This window comes from Alteromonas sp. OM2203 (assembly GCF_048517045.1).
In the GTDB taxonomy this organism is placed as follows: Bacteria; Pseudomonadota; Gammaproteobacteria; order Enterobacterales; family Alteromonadaceae; genus Alteromonas; species Alteromonas gracilis.
The window spans coordinates 867,987-882,595 of the sequence record NZ_CP183209.1 but is presented as its reverse complement, the minus strand read 5'-3'; the positions used below and the strand labels follow the sequence as shown (position 1 = coordinate 882,595).

Below are 14,609 nucleotides of genomic sequence, written 5' to 3'. Positions count from 1 at the left end.
TATGATTAAAACAGCCCGGGTTCGCGCATTAACCATCATATTTTTAGCCTGTGTATTAAGCGGGTGCACAAGCATCTCTAAGCAAAGTCTTTATGAAGAAATTGGCGGCCATAAAACTCTGAACACCATATACGGCGTTGCCATTACCCGTATTTATACCGACCCTGTCATTGGCCATTATTTTAAAGGTGTTCCCAAAAAGCATCTAAGAGACCAGCTCGTATTACAAACCTGTGAGCTTATTGGCGGGCCTTGCGAGTACGATGGTAAAACGATGTTGGAATCGCACACCGGGCTTAATATTAAAGAACGTGAATTCTATATTTTGGTTGAATATGTGCAGGGCGCAATGCGTGATGTGGGCCTTACTTATCAGCAGGAAAATAGAATTCTGAATAAGCTTGCACCTATTAAGTATCAAACCGTGAATTTGTAGAAGCTACCTGAACATTCATGCTATTTAAATCGACGCTATCACTTCACTGCTAATAAAGATATACTCGGGAAAACAAGGATGTTATAGAGATGAAAATGCGTTATTTATTGTTTGTTTGCCTACTTTTTTCTTTTTCAGCTAATGCAGATTACGACAACAATTTCAAAGGAAAGGTTGTTGACGTTTTAACCTATACCACTTCACCACTTATACTTTTCAAAGTAGAAAACCAGCCTACATCACCCCCTTTGTGCACAAAGTTCGACTACATTGCTATCGCTCCAGAAACCACACCTGAACTAAGACAAATTGTGTTTTCCCGTTTGCTTGCTGCTTACGCAGCTGGCGAAGTAGTAAACATAGGTTACGACAGCAAAGACGAATGTGTAGGACCACGTATTAAAGTTTATCGTATAGGTTGAAGGTAAAAAAATGAGAAAGATTGAAATTCTAACAAAATGTTCATTAATTGCTCTTGCAACTCTAAGTTTTACGGCTTACTCCGGAAGCCAAAAAGGAAAGATAAGTACGCTTTATGCTCGTGCATCTGACAATCTTCATCTAGTAACCTTGTCGGGAAGTGCTAAAGTAGATTCCCCAAAATGCGCCACTAATAACTATTGGTTGATTAAAGATGAAAACTCTACTGCTGGAAAATCTCAGTTCAGTCAGCTTCTTGCAGCAAAATTAGCAAATAAAGAAGTTGTGATTACTGGATTAAATACGTGTACTAGATGGGGCGATGGCGAAGACATTAATATAATAGTAATCAATGATTAACCTCCACAGTCCCAATAAAACTTTTTAACAACCAAAAGACTAAAATGAAACTACTCTCCTTCTTTTCAATGCTATTTTTCTCTGTAAATGCAAATGCCGCTTTTTCCTGTGAAGTAGACGTTAAGCGAGTGCTCGTTTACGGCAACGGTACAGTGAATATTCTTCATTCAGGTCGAAACGATTATACGATTATTTGTAACACTAAAGGCACATGGAAAAACATCGACACGGTTACTTGCTCACTATGGGTTGGCTTATTACAAAACATACAAAACAATAACGGTAAAGCTGTATTCTATTTTGCTGAAAATGGAAACTGTGCAACGTTACCTACCTATGGGAATAGTTATGCACCGCAATATATAGGGTCGGTAGGTTAGTTTTATGGGATACAATATGAAACAATTTTAGCGTTTATTTGTACCACACTATTGTCCTTTACAGCATCCGCTGGTATTGGTCATCAATCTGGGTATATCAAGAATATTACTTCATCACAAAAAGGATTAATGATCATGCTAGATTCAGGTGTTCCGGATAATTGTGCTGGTGTATCTAATGGTTGGATGCTTATAAAACAACAAGATGTAGCTATAACCTCTCTGGTTTTAGCCGTTTGGACCTCTGAGAAAAAAGTAGTAACAGTATATACCCATGCTAGGGAGAACAATATGGGAGACTGTGTAATTTCACAATTTGACCCAGCAGGTTAACTATTGAAAGCCAATAAAAACTAAAATACAAAGAGGAAGTAATGTTTAAGCTAGTCCGTAAAACCGTTTTGTTGTGTAGCCTTATATTTGTTATTCCAAGTTCGTTTGCAGCTAATACTTGGCATACGTCTACAATTAAGTCTATTTATCCCGTCTCAAATGGTGATTTCATCATCATCTTTAATAACTCTTCTATCTGCAGTGATAAAAACCAATATCACCGAGTTACAGTTGGAAGCAATAGCGTGAAAATAGAGGGTGCAGAGAAAATGTATTCCGCAGCACTAGCGGCCGCGGCGATGGGAAAAACAATATCAATCAACTTTGACAGCAGCACCAGTCACTGTTTTATCAATCGTTTGAAAGTGAACTATTAAAAACGTTCGCGGGTGCGATGTTATCGCATTATTGTTTCATCCTTAATGCGGTAATATCCATCCTGTGGCCCAACTTTCTACAACTCCATAAATATCACAAACGCCGGTTCCTGATGCATGAATCTTTTTACCCGTTGCATGCGCAGCTAGAACAACGCTAAGAATGCTAACTCCTCCGGCTATATTGGTATCAAATGCCAAGTGGCTACCATGAATACCATTAATACAACTCGCCGGTGAGCCTCCCAAGGGCTCTTTAAATTTTACGTAACCTCTTCCTGATTTATCTACTCTCGAGCTACATTTAGCATTATTGCAGAGTTTTTATCGCGACAATAACCGGGCGACTACTACCACACCCACCGCTGTATATAGTAAATTGAACCTTCTTACCTGCCATGTGTGCACTTAATAGCATAGTTCTAAATACGTCTTTAATATTACTGGACGTAACGTAGTTACCTGTATAACTGCAGTTAGCTGGGTTTGTTTTGGTTTGCTGATCGGTATAAACGAATAAGCCATCTCCGCCCGACCAGTTTTCTACAGCGGTAACGATAACTGGCCCCGTGTTCTGGTTCGCAAACACTAATGTTGGGCACAACAGAAGCATAAGCAAAGCACATAAACTTCTAAATTTTGATTTGTAAATCATTCTCTATTCTCCCCTTACAACCAAATACAACGCGTTTTCGATACCACCCCACGACTCACATGCACCAGAACCTCTCGCACGTAGTAGCCTACGAGTAGACTGCGCTGTTAGAGCTGCAGACAACATCCCGCTATCAGCAATAGTGGTTAAATTAAAAGCCATATTTCTTCTGGAATCTGCACTACAAGCAGGTGGATTTGAGCTTATATTCCGATCAAAAGTAAGAAGTACTTTACCGTTTCTTTCTACTCGCACATCAGTCACGTAACCCTCTACTATACCGTGCGCATGGCTAAATACAGCATTCATTAAAAAAGTAACAAATACCAAGCACTGCATAATCTTAAACATATCTTTTCCACAATTTTGAATAGCAAATTTAGTATCAAACATTTCAATGAAGTTTAATATTCTGAGAATTGCCGAAAGGCAAATACATGAATTCAAATAAAGCGGATTAAATACGAATGCGTAAATGAGAGTGGCAAACTATCATCCTTGATATTTGAAGCACGACAACAAAATACAGAACAACCTTGTATTAAGCAAATTCAACGTCATGCCGTGCAGGTTTATCTCTTAACTAACTACCTTACCCAGAACGATTCAAAATCCCAAGAAAGAGCATTTACCGAACACGAGTCATGGTAACCAATTTGAACTGTTGCGTCAGTTGCCTTTGCGGCTAAAGCAGAAGAAACTACCGCTGAAAAAACTGGGTCGTTTTTGTCTATGGCAACTCTTGGCTGCCCTGTATTACATGCCCGCGGTACAGAAGTAACGTAAATAACAACAACATCGCTGAACATTTTAATACTTTTTACTTTTCCATCTATATATACTTGTGCTGCGTTGCTACCAAATGAAAACATCAGTAACACAGTACATAAGAGCATTTTCATCAATTAAATCCCTCTTTATTGGTTAGATATCTTGTTTTTATTTTCACAACGGAAGTTTTATGAAAACTCGAATAATAGCAACTCTTCTCGCATTCGGTTTGCTTACTCATGCAAAAGTAACAGAAAGCATATTATCAATAGATTCAGTTGGAGTGAGTAGGAATACTAACTCTATTTTTATAGAAACCAAAGAATCTATTCCTCAGACGAACTGCAGCGTTAAAAAATTACTAAGGGTTAACTTATCAGACCCCGCAGCCTCACACATTCTCTCGATTGCCATTGCTGCGCAGTCGCAAGAAAAACAGATTACTGTTATATATGAAAATAATGAATGCATGGCTTCTGGCACGGCAATACGAGCGCTTAAGGTATTTTCGGATAAATAGTATGTAATAAGGATTTGTAATACCTTTTATAAGCAAGATAATTTTTAGAAAGATGAATTAAAAATAAAGGAAATTGTAATGAAGAAAGAGAATATTGTTTTAATGCTTGCTTTAACTTTACCTGCATACAGCTATGCCGGTGTAGTGAGCTGTAACGATATGACAGTAAAAAATGTAACTGTAGAAGGAAAAAGGGATGACGGCTTTTACTTTGAAAATAAATTAATTGTTGAGTATAACCAGCCATGTGCTGGTAAAAAATATACGCATACAAACCTTAGCAACCCTGCTTTTAATGGGTTTCTATCAATCGCACTGGCAGCAAAATCGACTGACAGTAAAGTAGAGATAGCAATAAATTCAAGTAATACAACACCGCAATCAAATCAGCTTGCGTACATTTCAATAAAATAAAAACTTCTTGCTTGGCTTAGTTATACTGCATCTAATACTGGTATTTATATACAATTAGCTCTTTATTAGCTGGGTAAAATAACTAAAACTCTAACAAAAAGGATTTTGGTGATAATGATAAGAACAATTTTATTTTCAATAGCCATTCTGTTTTCTAGCTTTGCAAACGCTTGGACACCAAGCGGTGCCACGTTAACAGTGAAAGGAATTATAGAATGGGAAGGTAATCAGGCAGTGGTGGTTTGGTTATCAAATGATATCAAGTGCCACATTCCGTCCAATGAAACAAACTTAATCAGTTTTATATATACCCTGTATGTAAAACAAAAATCTGCTTCTTGGCATTGCCACGACGCAGAAACAAATGTGGGTGGTTATAAAACACATCGTTTACATCGCGTAGTAGCGCTTCAATAATCTTATCCTTCTCAGCAAAAGGTTTCTAAATGAAATGTTTTATGACAACTGTCATTCTTTTATTCATCACATTCCCTGTTGCTTTTGCGCATGACGGCAACGACGGCTGGGTAACTATCGAAAGCTTTAAACTGTGGTCAAACACATATCAAACGAACACTATAAGGGTTGTAGTTGACGATAGCGTATATAACCCTGCCAAAACCTGTTCGGATATCGATAGCTACATGGTTGCCAGCGAGCTGTCTGAAGAGTCGAAAAATAGACTCTACAGCATGTTACTTGCAGCTAACCTAGCGGGTAAACCAGTAAAAGTATTTGTTGATAAATCATCTTGTGAGAGGAATCGCCCGAAAATAATGAACGCGGTTTTGGGCTGATAAAGTCATTGTTAATTTATCAGCTTTATTTTGTGGTATTTGCCCCCTCCTTGGTTTTAGGCATGGAATACCACTGAATTACGTAGTGGCTTGGAATAACTGCTTCTTTACCGTCAATTTTTACAAAGTACTCGGTTCCCAATCGAAAAAGAATCTCCACATTTTCAAGTACGCAAGACTTTTCAGTCTTTTTAGACGTGTCTATAGTCGAAAAAACATTACATACGTCTTTTTTTAAATGTAGTGTCGCGCTTTCAATATTGCCAAGTTTATATAGCGCCATTGTCTTTCTGGGTATTTCTGCAAGCATACCCGTACCAATAGCAACCAAAACAACGCCGCCTATAGCAATTACAACAGCTTTCTTCAAAGAGTCTTTGTCTGTGGTAGATCCAATCACTACTACATTAATAAATACTACCAAAAGTAAGTAAACATAGGTAAAGGTGTCTTTGTACACAGGCGCTGTATCAGCAAATTTGTCATTAATGAGTAAAGTAGGAAATAAGAATGCAAATGCAGTAAACGCGCCCGAAAGGTTAAATTTACACCAGTTTTTAAAAAAGGCGCATTCTTTACCGTTTAAAAGAAACACAACAAACAGCAATGCAGACAGTACTGCGAATGGAAGAAAAACTACATTTTTTGACGCAAACCAAAATATAACGCAAAACCATGTTATTGAAGGAATAACAAAAAACGGCGCTATGCTTCTCGTTCGACTGAAAAAATCAGGAATAGCCATAATAGTTTTTAAATGTTCAGATTCTCCGGTAATAATTCGCCAGTAAACACCAGGCAACAAGAGAACTAGCACAAATAAAAATGTAAGGGACAATGCTGCGAATGCTACAGAAACCAAGACAGTAGTAAGCGTGCTTAAATCAAAGGTTGGCATATACCCTATTTGCATGCAGTACACGAGTATTACCAGAAAACCTATTGCAGCAAAGGTTGGGGGTAAGTACTTTATTGTTCGCTTAATTAATTGCCTGACAAAAGCACTAGAAATGGCTTTTGGCACATTGTTCTTATCATTATTGAACTGTTCTGTATTGCAGTTATAAGGTTTGGTCACTAGCCTTCCTTTGCAGCTTAAATAAATGATTAAGTATGAATGTCTTGTTCGCTATTCTTCCGAAAAGCCAACTTGCGTCATAACAGCTATAGTGCTGGGGTTGCAGCCACTTTTTTCGTCGGTACTGGGTACGCTACTTGCTGTATACCATACGTCCACTTTTTTATCTGCCATGTAGGCTGCAATTAACATCGACAGCATGTTCTTGCCGCCCTCGGTTGTAGCATCGAATATAAAGTCACGCCCGTGATAATCGCATGTATCTGAAGGTGGTATATTTACACCAAAGAAAATTTTGCTATTACCGAACATCTTTTTAACTTCTAAATTTCCCGCCCATCCAGCGTTTGAAGAAAAGCTAATTGGCAGCAGAAGCATTACAAAAATTGTAAAATGTAGTGATTTTGAAAAGTTTTTTATCATCCTTGAAGTCCTTAAAAAGTGTTGTTAGGAGAAAACGCGGACGCGCGTTAATTTGAAGTTATCGCTTTTTTTAATTAGGTTTAACTAACCTAAAATGACCAACGTTAGCGAATGATGTATTTGCCCACACTGTTGTGCAGCTGTTTACAATATATAAATTTACTGGAGCCCCAGTTGTATAAGCCGTTAATGCCATTGAAAACCAAGCTGGGTGTGTTTGCGAATTTATGATTACATCGCCACTGCTATTAACTTGACAATTACCTGGATTAGGGAAGCTAGAAAGAGACAACAAAACTTTTTCTTTGTCTAATGAATAAATCGAAGTAACAGTCGCTTTGCCAGTCCAGCCAGCGGCAGCATGTGATACGGCGGGCATTAAAAGCATGGCAATGCAGAAAAAGATATTTCTCAACCTAACATTCCTTGTATTGATACGCATAAAAATCTCGTTTGTTAGTAACGAAATTGCGTGTGTGTAAATTTCCCAAATAGCATACTACAAATTCCCTACATTAGCCTAGCAAACGTAGGGAAGCGTGTTTGCAATGAACTCGGATTATATTTTTGTTTTTGCTGTACCTTTCCAAATATTCCAGTCTGCCAGCTGCGCCATTAAAGCATTGCTCGAACCTTGTGGTTAGCTCTAACCAATGCTCATTCTGAATACCTAAACGCGTTAAAATATCCGGAATGCCATTATCGACAGCTCCACGCTTATCTTGTCTTACGTGCTTTCCCGTTTCATCTACTAACCTCAAATAGTCTGGCAGTGAATAAGGTAATGCTTTGAGTGAGCTATCGCTTACTCCTCCCGAAAACGGCATTAGGTATTTTGGCGACTTTTGCTTTTTCATCGCATTAACTCTGTACTGAAAGCTGGTGAAGCTAGATGATTCAGGTGTTTTTGCCATTTTCGCTCTAACTGGGTTCAAGTCAACGTAAGCCATACATGCAAGTAAGGCTGCTTCGTCTAATAATGCTTGTGACTTAAAACGTCCCTCCCAAAAGCGCCCCGTGCAGTTATCTTCCTTGTTTGCTTGCCTTGCTATGTATTCGTTTAAACAACGCATAAACCAACTAATGTCACGAAGCCTTTTACGCCAAACCTTTACCGTGTCATGAACAGCGCGTATCTGAGCATCTGTCATATTCATTTTTTTGACGTTATCAATATACCTTCGGGTTAACAAGGTGCCGCTGAACAACTTGTGCCAGCGGATAATAACTTCCTCAACGCTCCAATCTTCGACCTGCGATGAGTCAATATGTAAAACAACGTGCGTATGGTTGCTCATTACTGCATAGGCACAAACATCAATAGCAAAGACTGACGCTAGAAAATGGATGCGTTTTTCTACCCACTCTCTTCTGTGCTCGTAGCTTTTATTCGAGTATTTGTCGATTCCACATAAGAATGCTCGTCTTACACAGCGTGTAACACAATGGTAATAAGGTGTGTCTTGCAGGCTTATCTGAACATTTCGTGGCTTTGGCATTTATGGCTACCGATCTTACTTTTGATGGCCTCTATTTTTGATTATTTTGTTTCTGTAAGTAATTGCACTCTGGACCAGTTGTTGAAGTTAGATTGAATTTAACTGAAGTGAAAAGCTTCGCCTTTTACTCACTTGCAGGTTCAAGATATACATTATTGATTTTTAACCAGCTTCCATCGCAGCCACTAATTAAAAGTCTAACGTTTGATTTTGAAACGTAAGCACTTAACAATAACGATTTTAAAAAAGGGTCTGCATTTTTATTGCCCGCAAAGCCATTAGTGCCAGGGCATTCTGAATTTATAACTTCCTGAGGAAACCCCTCGTTTAGTTTTAATGCTACTTCCCCATTTGTAGAACCAAATAGTGTTTTTATGGTGCCATTTACAAACACAGCATTCGCGGGAAAAGCTTTGAGTAACAAAGCCGTTAACAAGAGAGTTTTTAATTTCATTATAATCCTTTGAAAGTAAATGTTTTTAAGCTAGCCATTGTCTAATGCTATGAAGTTTTCTCACGTTGTGCTCGAATTTGTTTTTATAGAAAACTAAAGTCTTAGTTTAACTGAACATAGTAAACTGGATCATCTGGACTAACCCAATGCCCAATTTCTTGGCACAAACCATTACCTTGGTCACCGCTTGCTGATGAAGAACTTCTATAATAAACAGTTACGGTTTTATCCGACATTTTTGCTGCCATCAAAGCAGACATCCAAGCATTGCACTTTGGCTCGTTGAAATTACATATTAGGTGAACACCGAACCCGTTGCTCATGTGCAAACTATCAGACATCCCCAAGTGCTGAACTTTGCCGTGGCAGTAATAGTTTGCGAAGCAAACCGACGGTAATATTGAGAAAATAATAACGATTAATTGTTTCATAGAATTCCTTTTCATAATTGAGCTACTTTTAGCTGGAAGCGTCACAGAATAGCGTTTATTCATACCATGACGCTAATTCCAATTACTCTGTTATCGTTTCAATGTCGGGGTAATTGCCCGTATGACAACACTTAATATGTTTACGCTGAAAGTCATTTTCACTAACTGTGCGTCTTTTGTTAGTTTTTAGCCGATAGCCTTACGTTATTCAGCTTGCAGGAACCATTATATTTTGTGTGGCTCTCATCATATTGAACACACACATTCAATCCGGTCGAAATGGCGGTGAGGAAAATGCTTTGAACAGATTGTTTGTTGTTACTATTTTGCGGTATCCAGAAACCATCACAGTTAGCAGGATTTTCCTTTAAATAAAACCTTGTACCATATTGGTCACCGGCATTAGGCCAAGCCACCACACTAGAAGCAGCGGAGCATTTGCTCGACCATCCTGCATATGATGAAGACGGAAATAAAAGAGATAGGAAAACAACGGTATAAGCCAACGGCTTTTTACTAGTGTTGTCAAATACGGATTTGCTAATCAAAGTACTGTCCTTAGTTTTAATAAATTAAAGCCCCCCGATTATATCTACACAATGATGAAAATAATATCGTTCTTCTCGGATAATTCCATCGAGTTGCTGATTCCAATCAAAAGTAACTCAACCAACGAAGAGTTTGGTTTCAAGTTACGGTAAGTAAATTAGTAGTTCAAAACTATAACTACTTATCTAAAAACGAGAGCACCTTGGCTTCGTTACATAACAAAGAGTGACTTAATGGTACACCTTCCCCAGCCTGTAGAGCCCTCATTAATCTCGTACAACACTCGTACTTTTCTTCCTCCCATCAGTGCAGATAAAACTGTTGAATAAGCTCTATCTACATCGCTGCCGGACAAATATCCTCCAGAATTATTGTAGCAGCCAGGCATTGCGTTGCTTCCAAGTTACGGTGGGTGTCCTTATTTAACCTGTGTCAATGAAGAGATTCGATAATTCAGCTGCATCAAGGTTTGGGCGAATAAATACTCGGAAGACTGGCAGCGAGATGAGTGCGAACGTAGTCATCTCTCAGTTTGCGAACAGCGATATGTATAACACTTGTGTGGAATAATGGTGGGTGTCCTGATTTACTCATGAGTAAAGAAATTACGATGGGTGTCCTTATAGTTGCTCTTTAAAACTATTGCAGCCTCTAAATGATTCTGCCCTTTTGATTCTTGCTCATTTTATTGAATATAAACCCTGCCGAAGCGGGATTTAGTATCAAATTGCGGTGGGTGTCCTAATAATAACTGACCGGGATGATAGAAATACTCAATCAAACACAGCCACACTGGGGGTGGTGTGAGCTGGCCAGCATACTGTCATTGGATGACGCCGCCCTGCAAACGCTGTTGCAAAAGCATTACCCGCGTGCAGCCCGGTTTATTATGGAGGGCAGTAAAACTACACAGTCATTTTTTGCGCAGCTAGTCGGCTCGTTAGGCTGGATGTATACACTGGCTGAAGCATGGCCCAAAGCGTATGAAAACGGATTTTGTGTTCGCGACTGGGTCAATAACGAACAAACCGATAAACCGGTGGTGATTGTACAAGCGGATAAGCGCTACAAAGATATCGGTGCGCCGTTATGCAATACCTTAATTGCCCTGATGACCAGCCACACATTGGCGCAAACCAATAGTCCCGCCAGAGAGTTATGGTTATTTGTGGACGAGTTGGGCAACTTATCGAAAAATCCGGCTTTACCTGAATGGATGAGTTTGGGGCGTTCAAAAGGGTGCCGGATTGTCGCCGGCACCCAGTCCATTGCCCAAATTCGCCGAGACTATGAAGAGCAGGAAGCGCGGGCGCTGTTAAATATGTTTACGATGTTTATCTGCATGCGCATGGGCGCAGCAGGCGAAACCGATGAAGAAGCCGCCAAGGTCTTTGGCGAGCGTGTGGTGGAACGCCCCACCTCCAGTGCGGGTCAAGGTACCGGTACCACCCAAAATTGGCACCGGGAAAGCCTGCCGCTGGTAACCAAATCAAATCTGACTGATTTACCCCAACCGGATAAAAGAGGCGTGGAAGGCTACATGCTACTGCCCGGTTACAAAGCGGTGTATCACCTTCGCTGGCCCTATGCCACGCTTTACCCTATCAGTGACGAACATTGTCCTGCTGATTGGCTGACAGCCAAACCCGCACCAACTGACACAGCAGAGCCAACGGACAAACCCAGCCGCCGTGAAGCCATTAAAAAACGGAGGCAGGCCGCATGAATTCGTTAAACGCCATTAACAGCATTGCGTATTATGAAGAGCTGGCAAAAGAAGATTATTACCAAGGTGGCGGTGAGCCACCGGGTAAGTGGACAGGCTCAGGCGCACGAACGCTGGGCCTGACCAGCCAGATAGACACCACCTCTTACCGGCGCGTGTTTAACGGTTTCAGCCCGGAAGGTGAGCCATTGTGTGAAAATGCCGGGGACAATCACCGGGCAGGCTGGGACTTAACCTTCTCCGCACCCAAGAGCGTATCCATGCTGTGGGCACGCGCCGATGAAGTAACCCGGAAAGCTATCCAACACGCCCAGCAAAAAGCAGTGGAAGAAGCGTTTGCTTTTGTTGAGCAGCACGCCAGCTTTACCCGTAGGGGCAAAGGTGGGCATATTCAGGAGCGCGTGACAGGATTGATTGGCGCGACGTTTGAGCACAGTACCTCCCGAGCACAAGATCCCCAATTGCATACCCACTGTTTGATTGCCAATCTTGCGCCCAGAGCCGACGGCACATGGGGCGCACTGGAATCAAAGCACTTCTTTCTATGGCAGATGGCCTCCGGGGCGATTTACCGCAGTGCACTGGCCAATGGTTTGCGTGAACTGGGCTTTGAAGTGGAAGCGGTAGACGGTCACAAGCACTTTGAGGTCAAAGGCGTTGACCAAGGTATTTGCCAGTTTTTCTCAAAGCGAGCTGAGGCTATCCGCGCCCAGATGGAAGCCATGGGCGTGAGCAAAGCGGCATCCAAAGTTGGGGATACCATTACGCTTAATTCCCGTGATTACAAGCAAACGGTGGACAGGCCAAAGCTGTTTGCCTCATGGCAAGCGGACATGGACAGGTTAGGCTTTACTCAAGCCGAGATGGACAAGATACGTCATCCAAACCTCGCACATTTACCTGAGCCATTACCCCTGCAACATATCTTGGACAAGTTAATCGAGTCGCAAGCGGTGTTCCGCTTGCAGGATATCTATGCGGCGGTTGGCGTGGAAGCCCAGTTTAATCATGTCTCGCGTTTAGACATTGAAGATACGGTGCGGGAGCTGTTGGCTGATAGCGATATGGTGAGCCTTGGCAAAGACCTCAGCAATAACCAGATTTATACCACCAAAGCCATGCTGGCCATTGAGCAGGACTTGCTCAATTACGCCGATAGGATGCACGCGAGTAACCATTACAAGCTGGATGAACGCACCATTCAACACGCGATTCACCAACAAGGTAGCAGCAAGGCTTTGCCCTGTCTGACGAGCAAGTTGAGGCGGTGTTTTCGGTGTGTCAGTCGAGTTTGGATATTATTCAAGGCCGTGCCGGAGCAGGTAAGTCCACCTCGATGCAGGCCATGCGCTTGGCCTATCAATCACAAGGGTTTACCGTGCGCGGGGCTACTGTAGCACGACAAGCCGCCCAGCAACTGGAAAATGACACCGGGATTGAAAGTACGACGTTGGCGAGCCTGTTAAATGAGCTTAGCAAAGGTAACAGCCAAGCCAAATTCAAAGACACGGTGATTTTGCTGGATGAAGCTGGTCAGCTTGCAACGCCGGATTTACTGCAATTGATGCAGGCCGCGCACGCCGCTGGAGCCAAGCTAGTATTGGTCGGTGAGCAGCAGCAAATGGATGCGATCACTCATGGCGGCAGCTTGCGCTACTTAAGCCAGCGCCAAGGCTGTGCACGAATTGATACCATTCGCAGGCAACGTGAAGCGTGGGCGCGAGCGGCGGTCAATGACTTGAGAAGTGGCAATGCCAAAGCAGCACTGGACAGTTTTCAGGGCAAAGGCTTACTGCATATCGAGCAGGACAGTCAAAGCGCCCGTGAGCAGTTAGTGAAACACTGGCAGGCTTATACCGAGGCCAATCCCGATAAGGAAACCATGATAATGGCGCAGCGCTGGAAGGACGTAAAGCCGCTCAATGACTTGGTGCGCAAGGTATACCAAGACCAAGGCAAACTAGGGACAGAGAACATTTTAACCGAGTGTGTGGTGTCCAACCAGAGTCTGTATTTTGCGTTCTCAAAGGGTGAGCGTGTGCGCTTTACTAAGAACGATTACAAACGCGATTTCACCAACGGTGAGCAAGGCTCCATTACACAGGTGCTGCAACAAGGTGATGATATTCGTTTTACGGTCAAGCTCGATTCAGGCCGCACGGTGAGCTTTTACCAGTCGGATTACAGTGATGAACAAGGCCGATTACAACTGGTGCAAGCCTATGCCTGTACCGTCTACAGTAGCCAAGGCGCGACCGTGGATGGCGATACCTTTGTGTTGTATACAACGGCCATGGACAGAGCCGCATCCTACGTGGCTGGCTCACGCCATAAAGACCAGTGCCATTGGTTTGTGAACGCTCAAGAGCTGGATGCCCAAAGCGGTCAGGCCGACAAAGGTCAAACGCCTGACATGGCCACACGGCTGAAAACTCTCGCCCGCTGCATGAGCATCAACAAACACAAGGCCATGGCCAATGAGTACATTGCTGAGCAACAGACAGAGCAAGAAGCCACACAGCAGATCGCTAACGATAACGAGCTGGCTGCTTAGCCTAGATACAACAAAGCCCGCTGATGCGGGCTTTGCTATATTCAAGACTTAATCATCTCAAATGGTTCTGACGGCAGGTCGTATTTTTTTGCAATGTCGAGCAGCACATCAATTGTCGCTTTTACAAAAGCACTCTTCACAACGTCTTTACTCGCAACTCTAAACTCAGCCAATTCCATTTCAACTGCAACAGGTAGTTCATTGTATCGTTTATTGATTGCTTCATATTCCGGCGTTAAATCAGTCTTTTCTCCAAACCTAATGATCATACTAACTGTTTTAAACGGAGCGCTATCCACAAAACCGATGTCTTGCAATAGCGGCTCTAATTCATCACAGATCTCTTTCATAACGGGACCGGCTTCCTTTACTCTTCCTTTAATTAAGGATACGCCCCCAATTAACAAAATTCTTTTTTCAGACATTTCTACC

24 protein-coding genes are annotated in these 14,609 nt (G+C 42.0%); 13 read left to right on the top strand and 11 right to left on the bottom strand.

The window, feature by feature from the left end; translation table 11 throughout:
- Nucleotide 1 precedes the first annotated feature (1 nt).
- The 6 genes from ACM0P2_RS04030 to ACM0P2_RS04005 all read left to right on the top strand — a co-directional run bounded on the left by ACM0P2_RS04030 (nt 2) and on the right by ACM0P2_RS04005 (nt 2,306).
- Nucleotides 2–436, top strand: a complete 435-nt coding sequence (locus ACM0P2_RS04030) for a group I truncated hemoglobin (RefSeq protein WP_419227341.1) — start codon at nt 2–4, stop codon at nt 434–436.
- Nucleotides 437–531: 95 nt separating this feature from the next.
- Nucleotides 532–858 carry a hypothetical protein gene (locus ACM0P2_RS04025; RefSeq protein ID WP_419227340.1) on the top strand — a complete coding sequence of 109 codons (327 nt, stop codon included), beginning with the start codon at nt 532–534 and terminating at the stop codon, nt 856–858.
- A gap of 10 nt (nt 859–868) precedes the next feature.
- Nucleotides 869–1,216, top strand: a complete 348-nt coding sequence (locus ACM0P2_RS04020) for a hypothetical protein (RefSeq protein WP_419227339.1) — start codon at nt 869–871, stop codon at nt 1,214–1,216.
- Nucleotides 1,217–1,260: 44 nt separating this feature from the next.
- Nucleotides 1,261–1,596: a hypothetical protein gene (locus ACM0P2_RS04015; protein WP_419227338.1), complete on the top strand. Its 336-nt coding sequence runs from the start codon at nt 1,261–1,263 to the stop codon at nt 1,594–1,596.
- A gap of 135 nt (nt 1,597–1,731) precedes the next feature.
- The gene (locus ACM0P2_RS04010; RefSeq protein ID WP_419227337.1) at nt 1,732–1,929 is read left to right on the top strand and encodes a hypothetical protein; all 198 of its coding nucleotides are present in this window, start codon (nt 1,732–1,734) and stop codon (nt 1,927–1,929) included.
- Nucleotides 1,930–1,970: 41 nt separating this feature from the next.
- Nucleotides 1,971–2,306 (top strand): hypothetical protein, encoded by a 336-nt coding sequence (locus ACM0P2_RS04005; RefSeq protein WP_419227336.1) that lies wholly within the window; start codon nt 1,971–1,973, stop codon nt 2,304–2,306.
- Nucleotides 2,307–2,616: 310 nt separating this feature from the next.
- On the opposite strand, the gene ACM0P2_RS04000 is transcribed toward ACM0P2_RS04005, so the two are convergent.
- From ACM0P2_RS04000 to ACM0P2_RS03990, 3 genes are all read right to left on the bottom strand, one after another.
- Entirely contained in the window at nt 2,617–2,961 is a 345-nt protein-coding gene (locus ACM0P2_RS04000) for a hypothetical protein (RefSeq protein WP_419227335.1), read from the bottom strand.
- A gap of 3 nt (nt 2,962–2,964) precedes the next feature.
- Entirely contained in the window at nt 2,965–3,312 is a 348-nt protein-coding gene (locus tag ACM0P2_RS03995) for a hypothetical protein (RefSeq protein ID WP_419227334.1), read from the bottom strand.
- A 236-nt stretch (nt 3,313–3,548) separates the two neighbouring features.
- Nucleotides 3,549–3,863 (bottom strand): hypothetical protein, encoded by a 315-nt coding sequence (locus tag ACM0P2_RS03990; RefSeq protein WP_419227333.1) that lies wholly within the window; start codon nt 3,861–3,863, stop codon nt 3,549–3,551.
- Between the two features lie 59 nt (nt 3,864–3,922).
- Between ACM0P2_RS03990 and ACM0P2_RS03985 the strand changes: the two genes are divergently transcribed.
- The 4 genes from ACM0P2_RS03985 to ACM0P2_RS03970 all read left to right on the top strand — a co-directional run bounded on the left by ACM0P2_RS03985 (nt 3,923) and on the right by ACM0P2_RS03970 (nt 5,463).
- Nucleotides 3,923–4,252 carry a hypothetical protein gene (locus ACM0P2_RS03985; RefSeq protein ID WP_419227332.1) on the top strand — a complete coding sequence of 110 codons (330 nt, stop codon included), beginning with the start codon at nt 3,923–3,925 and terminating at the stop codon, nt 4,250–4,252.
- Nucleotides 4,253–4,330: 78 nt separating this feature from the next.
- Nucleotides 4,331–4,666, top strand: coding sequence for a hypothetical protein (locus tag ACM0P2_RS03980; RefSeq protein ID WP_419227331.1), 336 nt, complete (start codon nt 4,331–4,333; stop codon nt 4,664–4,666).
- Between the two features lie 114 nt (nt 4,667–4,780).
- A complete protein-coding gene (locus ACM0P2_RS03975) occupies nt 4,781–5,083 on the top strand; it encodes a hypothetical protein (protein WP_419227330.1) in 303 nt (100 codons plus the stop codon).
- A 41-nt stretch (nt 5,084–5,124) separates the two neighbouring features.
- The gene (locus tag ACM0P2_RS03970) at nt 5,125–5,463 is read left to right on the top strand and encodes a hypothetical protein (RefSeq protein ID WP_419227329.1); all 339 of its coding nucleotides are present in this window, start codon (nt 5,125–5,127) and stop codon (nt 5,461–5,463) included.
- Between the two features lie 25 nt (nt 5,464–5,488).
- Here ACM0P2_RS03970 and ACM0P2_RS03965 read toward each other — a convergent pair whose 3' ends face one another.
- From ACM0P2_RS03965 to ACM0P2_RS03935, 7 genes are all read right to left on the bottom strand, one after another.
- A complete protein-coding gene (locus tag ACM0P2_RS03965; protein ID WP_419227328.1) occupies nt 5,489–6,541 on the bottom strand; it encodes a hypothetical protein in 1,053 nt (350 codons plus the stop codon).
- A 51-nt stretch (nt 6,542–6,592) separates the two neighbouring features.
- On the bottom strand, nt 6,593–6,964 hold the full coding sequence (locus ACM0P2_RS03960; protein WP_419227327.1) for a hypothetical protein: 372 nt from the start codon (nt 6,962–6,964) through the stop codon (nt 6,593–6,595).
- Nucleotides 6,965–7,034: 70 nt separating this feature from the next.
- On the bottom strand, nt 7,035–7,406 hold the full coding sequence (locus ACM0P2_RS03955; RefSeq protein ID WP_419227326.1) for a hypothetical protein: 372 nt from the start codon (nt 7,404–7,406) through the stop codon (nt 7,035–7,037).
- Nucleotides 7,407–7,479: 73 nt separating this feature from the next.
- Complete coding sequence (locus ACM0P2_RS03950) at nt 7,480–8,463, bottom strand: transposase (RefSeq protein ID WP_419227325.1); 984 nt, start codon at nt 8,461–8,463, stop codon at nt 7,480–7,482.
- Nucleotides 8,464–8,587: 124 nt separating this feature from the next.
- Nucleotides 8,588–8,917: a hypothetical protein gene (locus ACM0P2_RS03945; protein WP_419227324.1), complete on the bottom strand. Its 330-nt coding sequence runs from the start codon at nt 8,915–8,917 to the stop codon at nt 8,588–8,590.
- Between the two features lie 101 nt (nt 8,918–9,018).
- Complete coding sequence (locus tag ACM0P2_RS03940) at nt 9,019–9,348, bottom strand: hypothetical protein (RefSeq protein WP_419227323.1); 330 nt, start codon at nt 9,346–9,348, stop codon at nt 9,019–9,021.
- 179 nt (nt 9,349–9,527) lie between these two features.
- Nucleotides 9,528–9,896 (bottom strand): hypothetical protein, encoded by a 369-nt coding sequence (locus tag ACM0P2_RS03935; protein WP_419227322.1) that lies wholly within the window; start codon nt 9,894–9,896, stop codon nt 9,528–9,530.
- A gap of 761 nt (nt 9,897–10,657) precedes the next feature.
- Between ACM0P2_RS03935 and ACM0P2_RS03930 the strand changes: the two genes are divergently transcribed.
- From ACM0P2_RS03930 to ACM0P2_RS03920, 3 genes are read left to right on the top strand one after another with little or no spacing between them, the layout of a single operon-like run.
- Complete coding sequence (locus ACM0P2_RS03930) at nt 10,658–11,623, top strand: type IV secretory system conjugative DNA transfer family protein (protein WP_419227321.1); 966 nt, start codon at nt 10,658–10,660, stop codon at nt 11,621–11,623.
- Nucleotides 11,620–13,020 (top strand): MobF family relaxase, encoded by a 1,401-nt coding sequence (gene mobF, locus ACM0P2_RS03925; RefSeq protein ID WP_419227320.1) that lies wholly within the window; start codon nt 11,620–11,622, stop codon nt 13,018–13,020. Before ACM0P2_RS03930 ends, mobF begins: the two co-directional genes overlap by 4 nt.
- Nucleotides 12,915–14,177 (top strand): AAA family ATPase, encoded by a 1,263-nt coding sequence (locus ACM0P2_RS03920; protein ID WP_419227319.1) that lies wholly within the window; start codon nt 12,915–12,917, stop codon nt 14,175–14,177. The genes mobF and ACM0P2_RS03920 overlap by 106 nt, the downstream gene beginning before the upstream one ends.
- A gap of 41 nt (nt 14,178–14,218) precedes the next feature.
- On the opposite strand, the gene ACM0P2_RS03915 is transcribed toward ACM0P2_RS03920, so the two are convergent.
- Nucleotides 14,219–14,602: an Imm39 family immunity protein gene (locus ACM0P2_RS03915; protein ID WP_419227318.1), complete on the bottom strand. Its 384-nt coding sequence runs from the start codon at nt 14,600–14,602 to the stop codon at nt 14,219–14,221.
- Nucleotides 14,603–14,609: the final 7 nt, after the last annotated feature.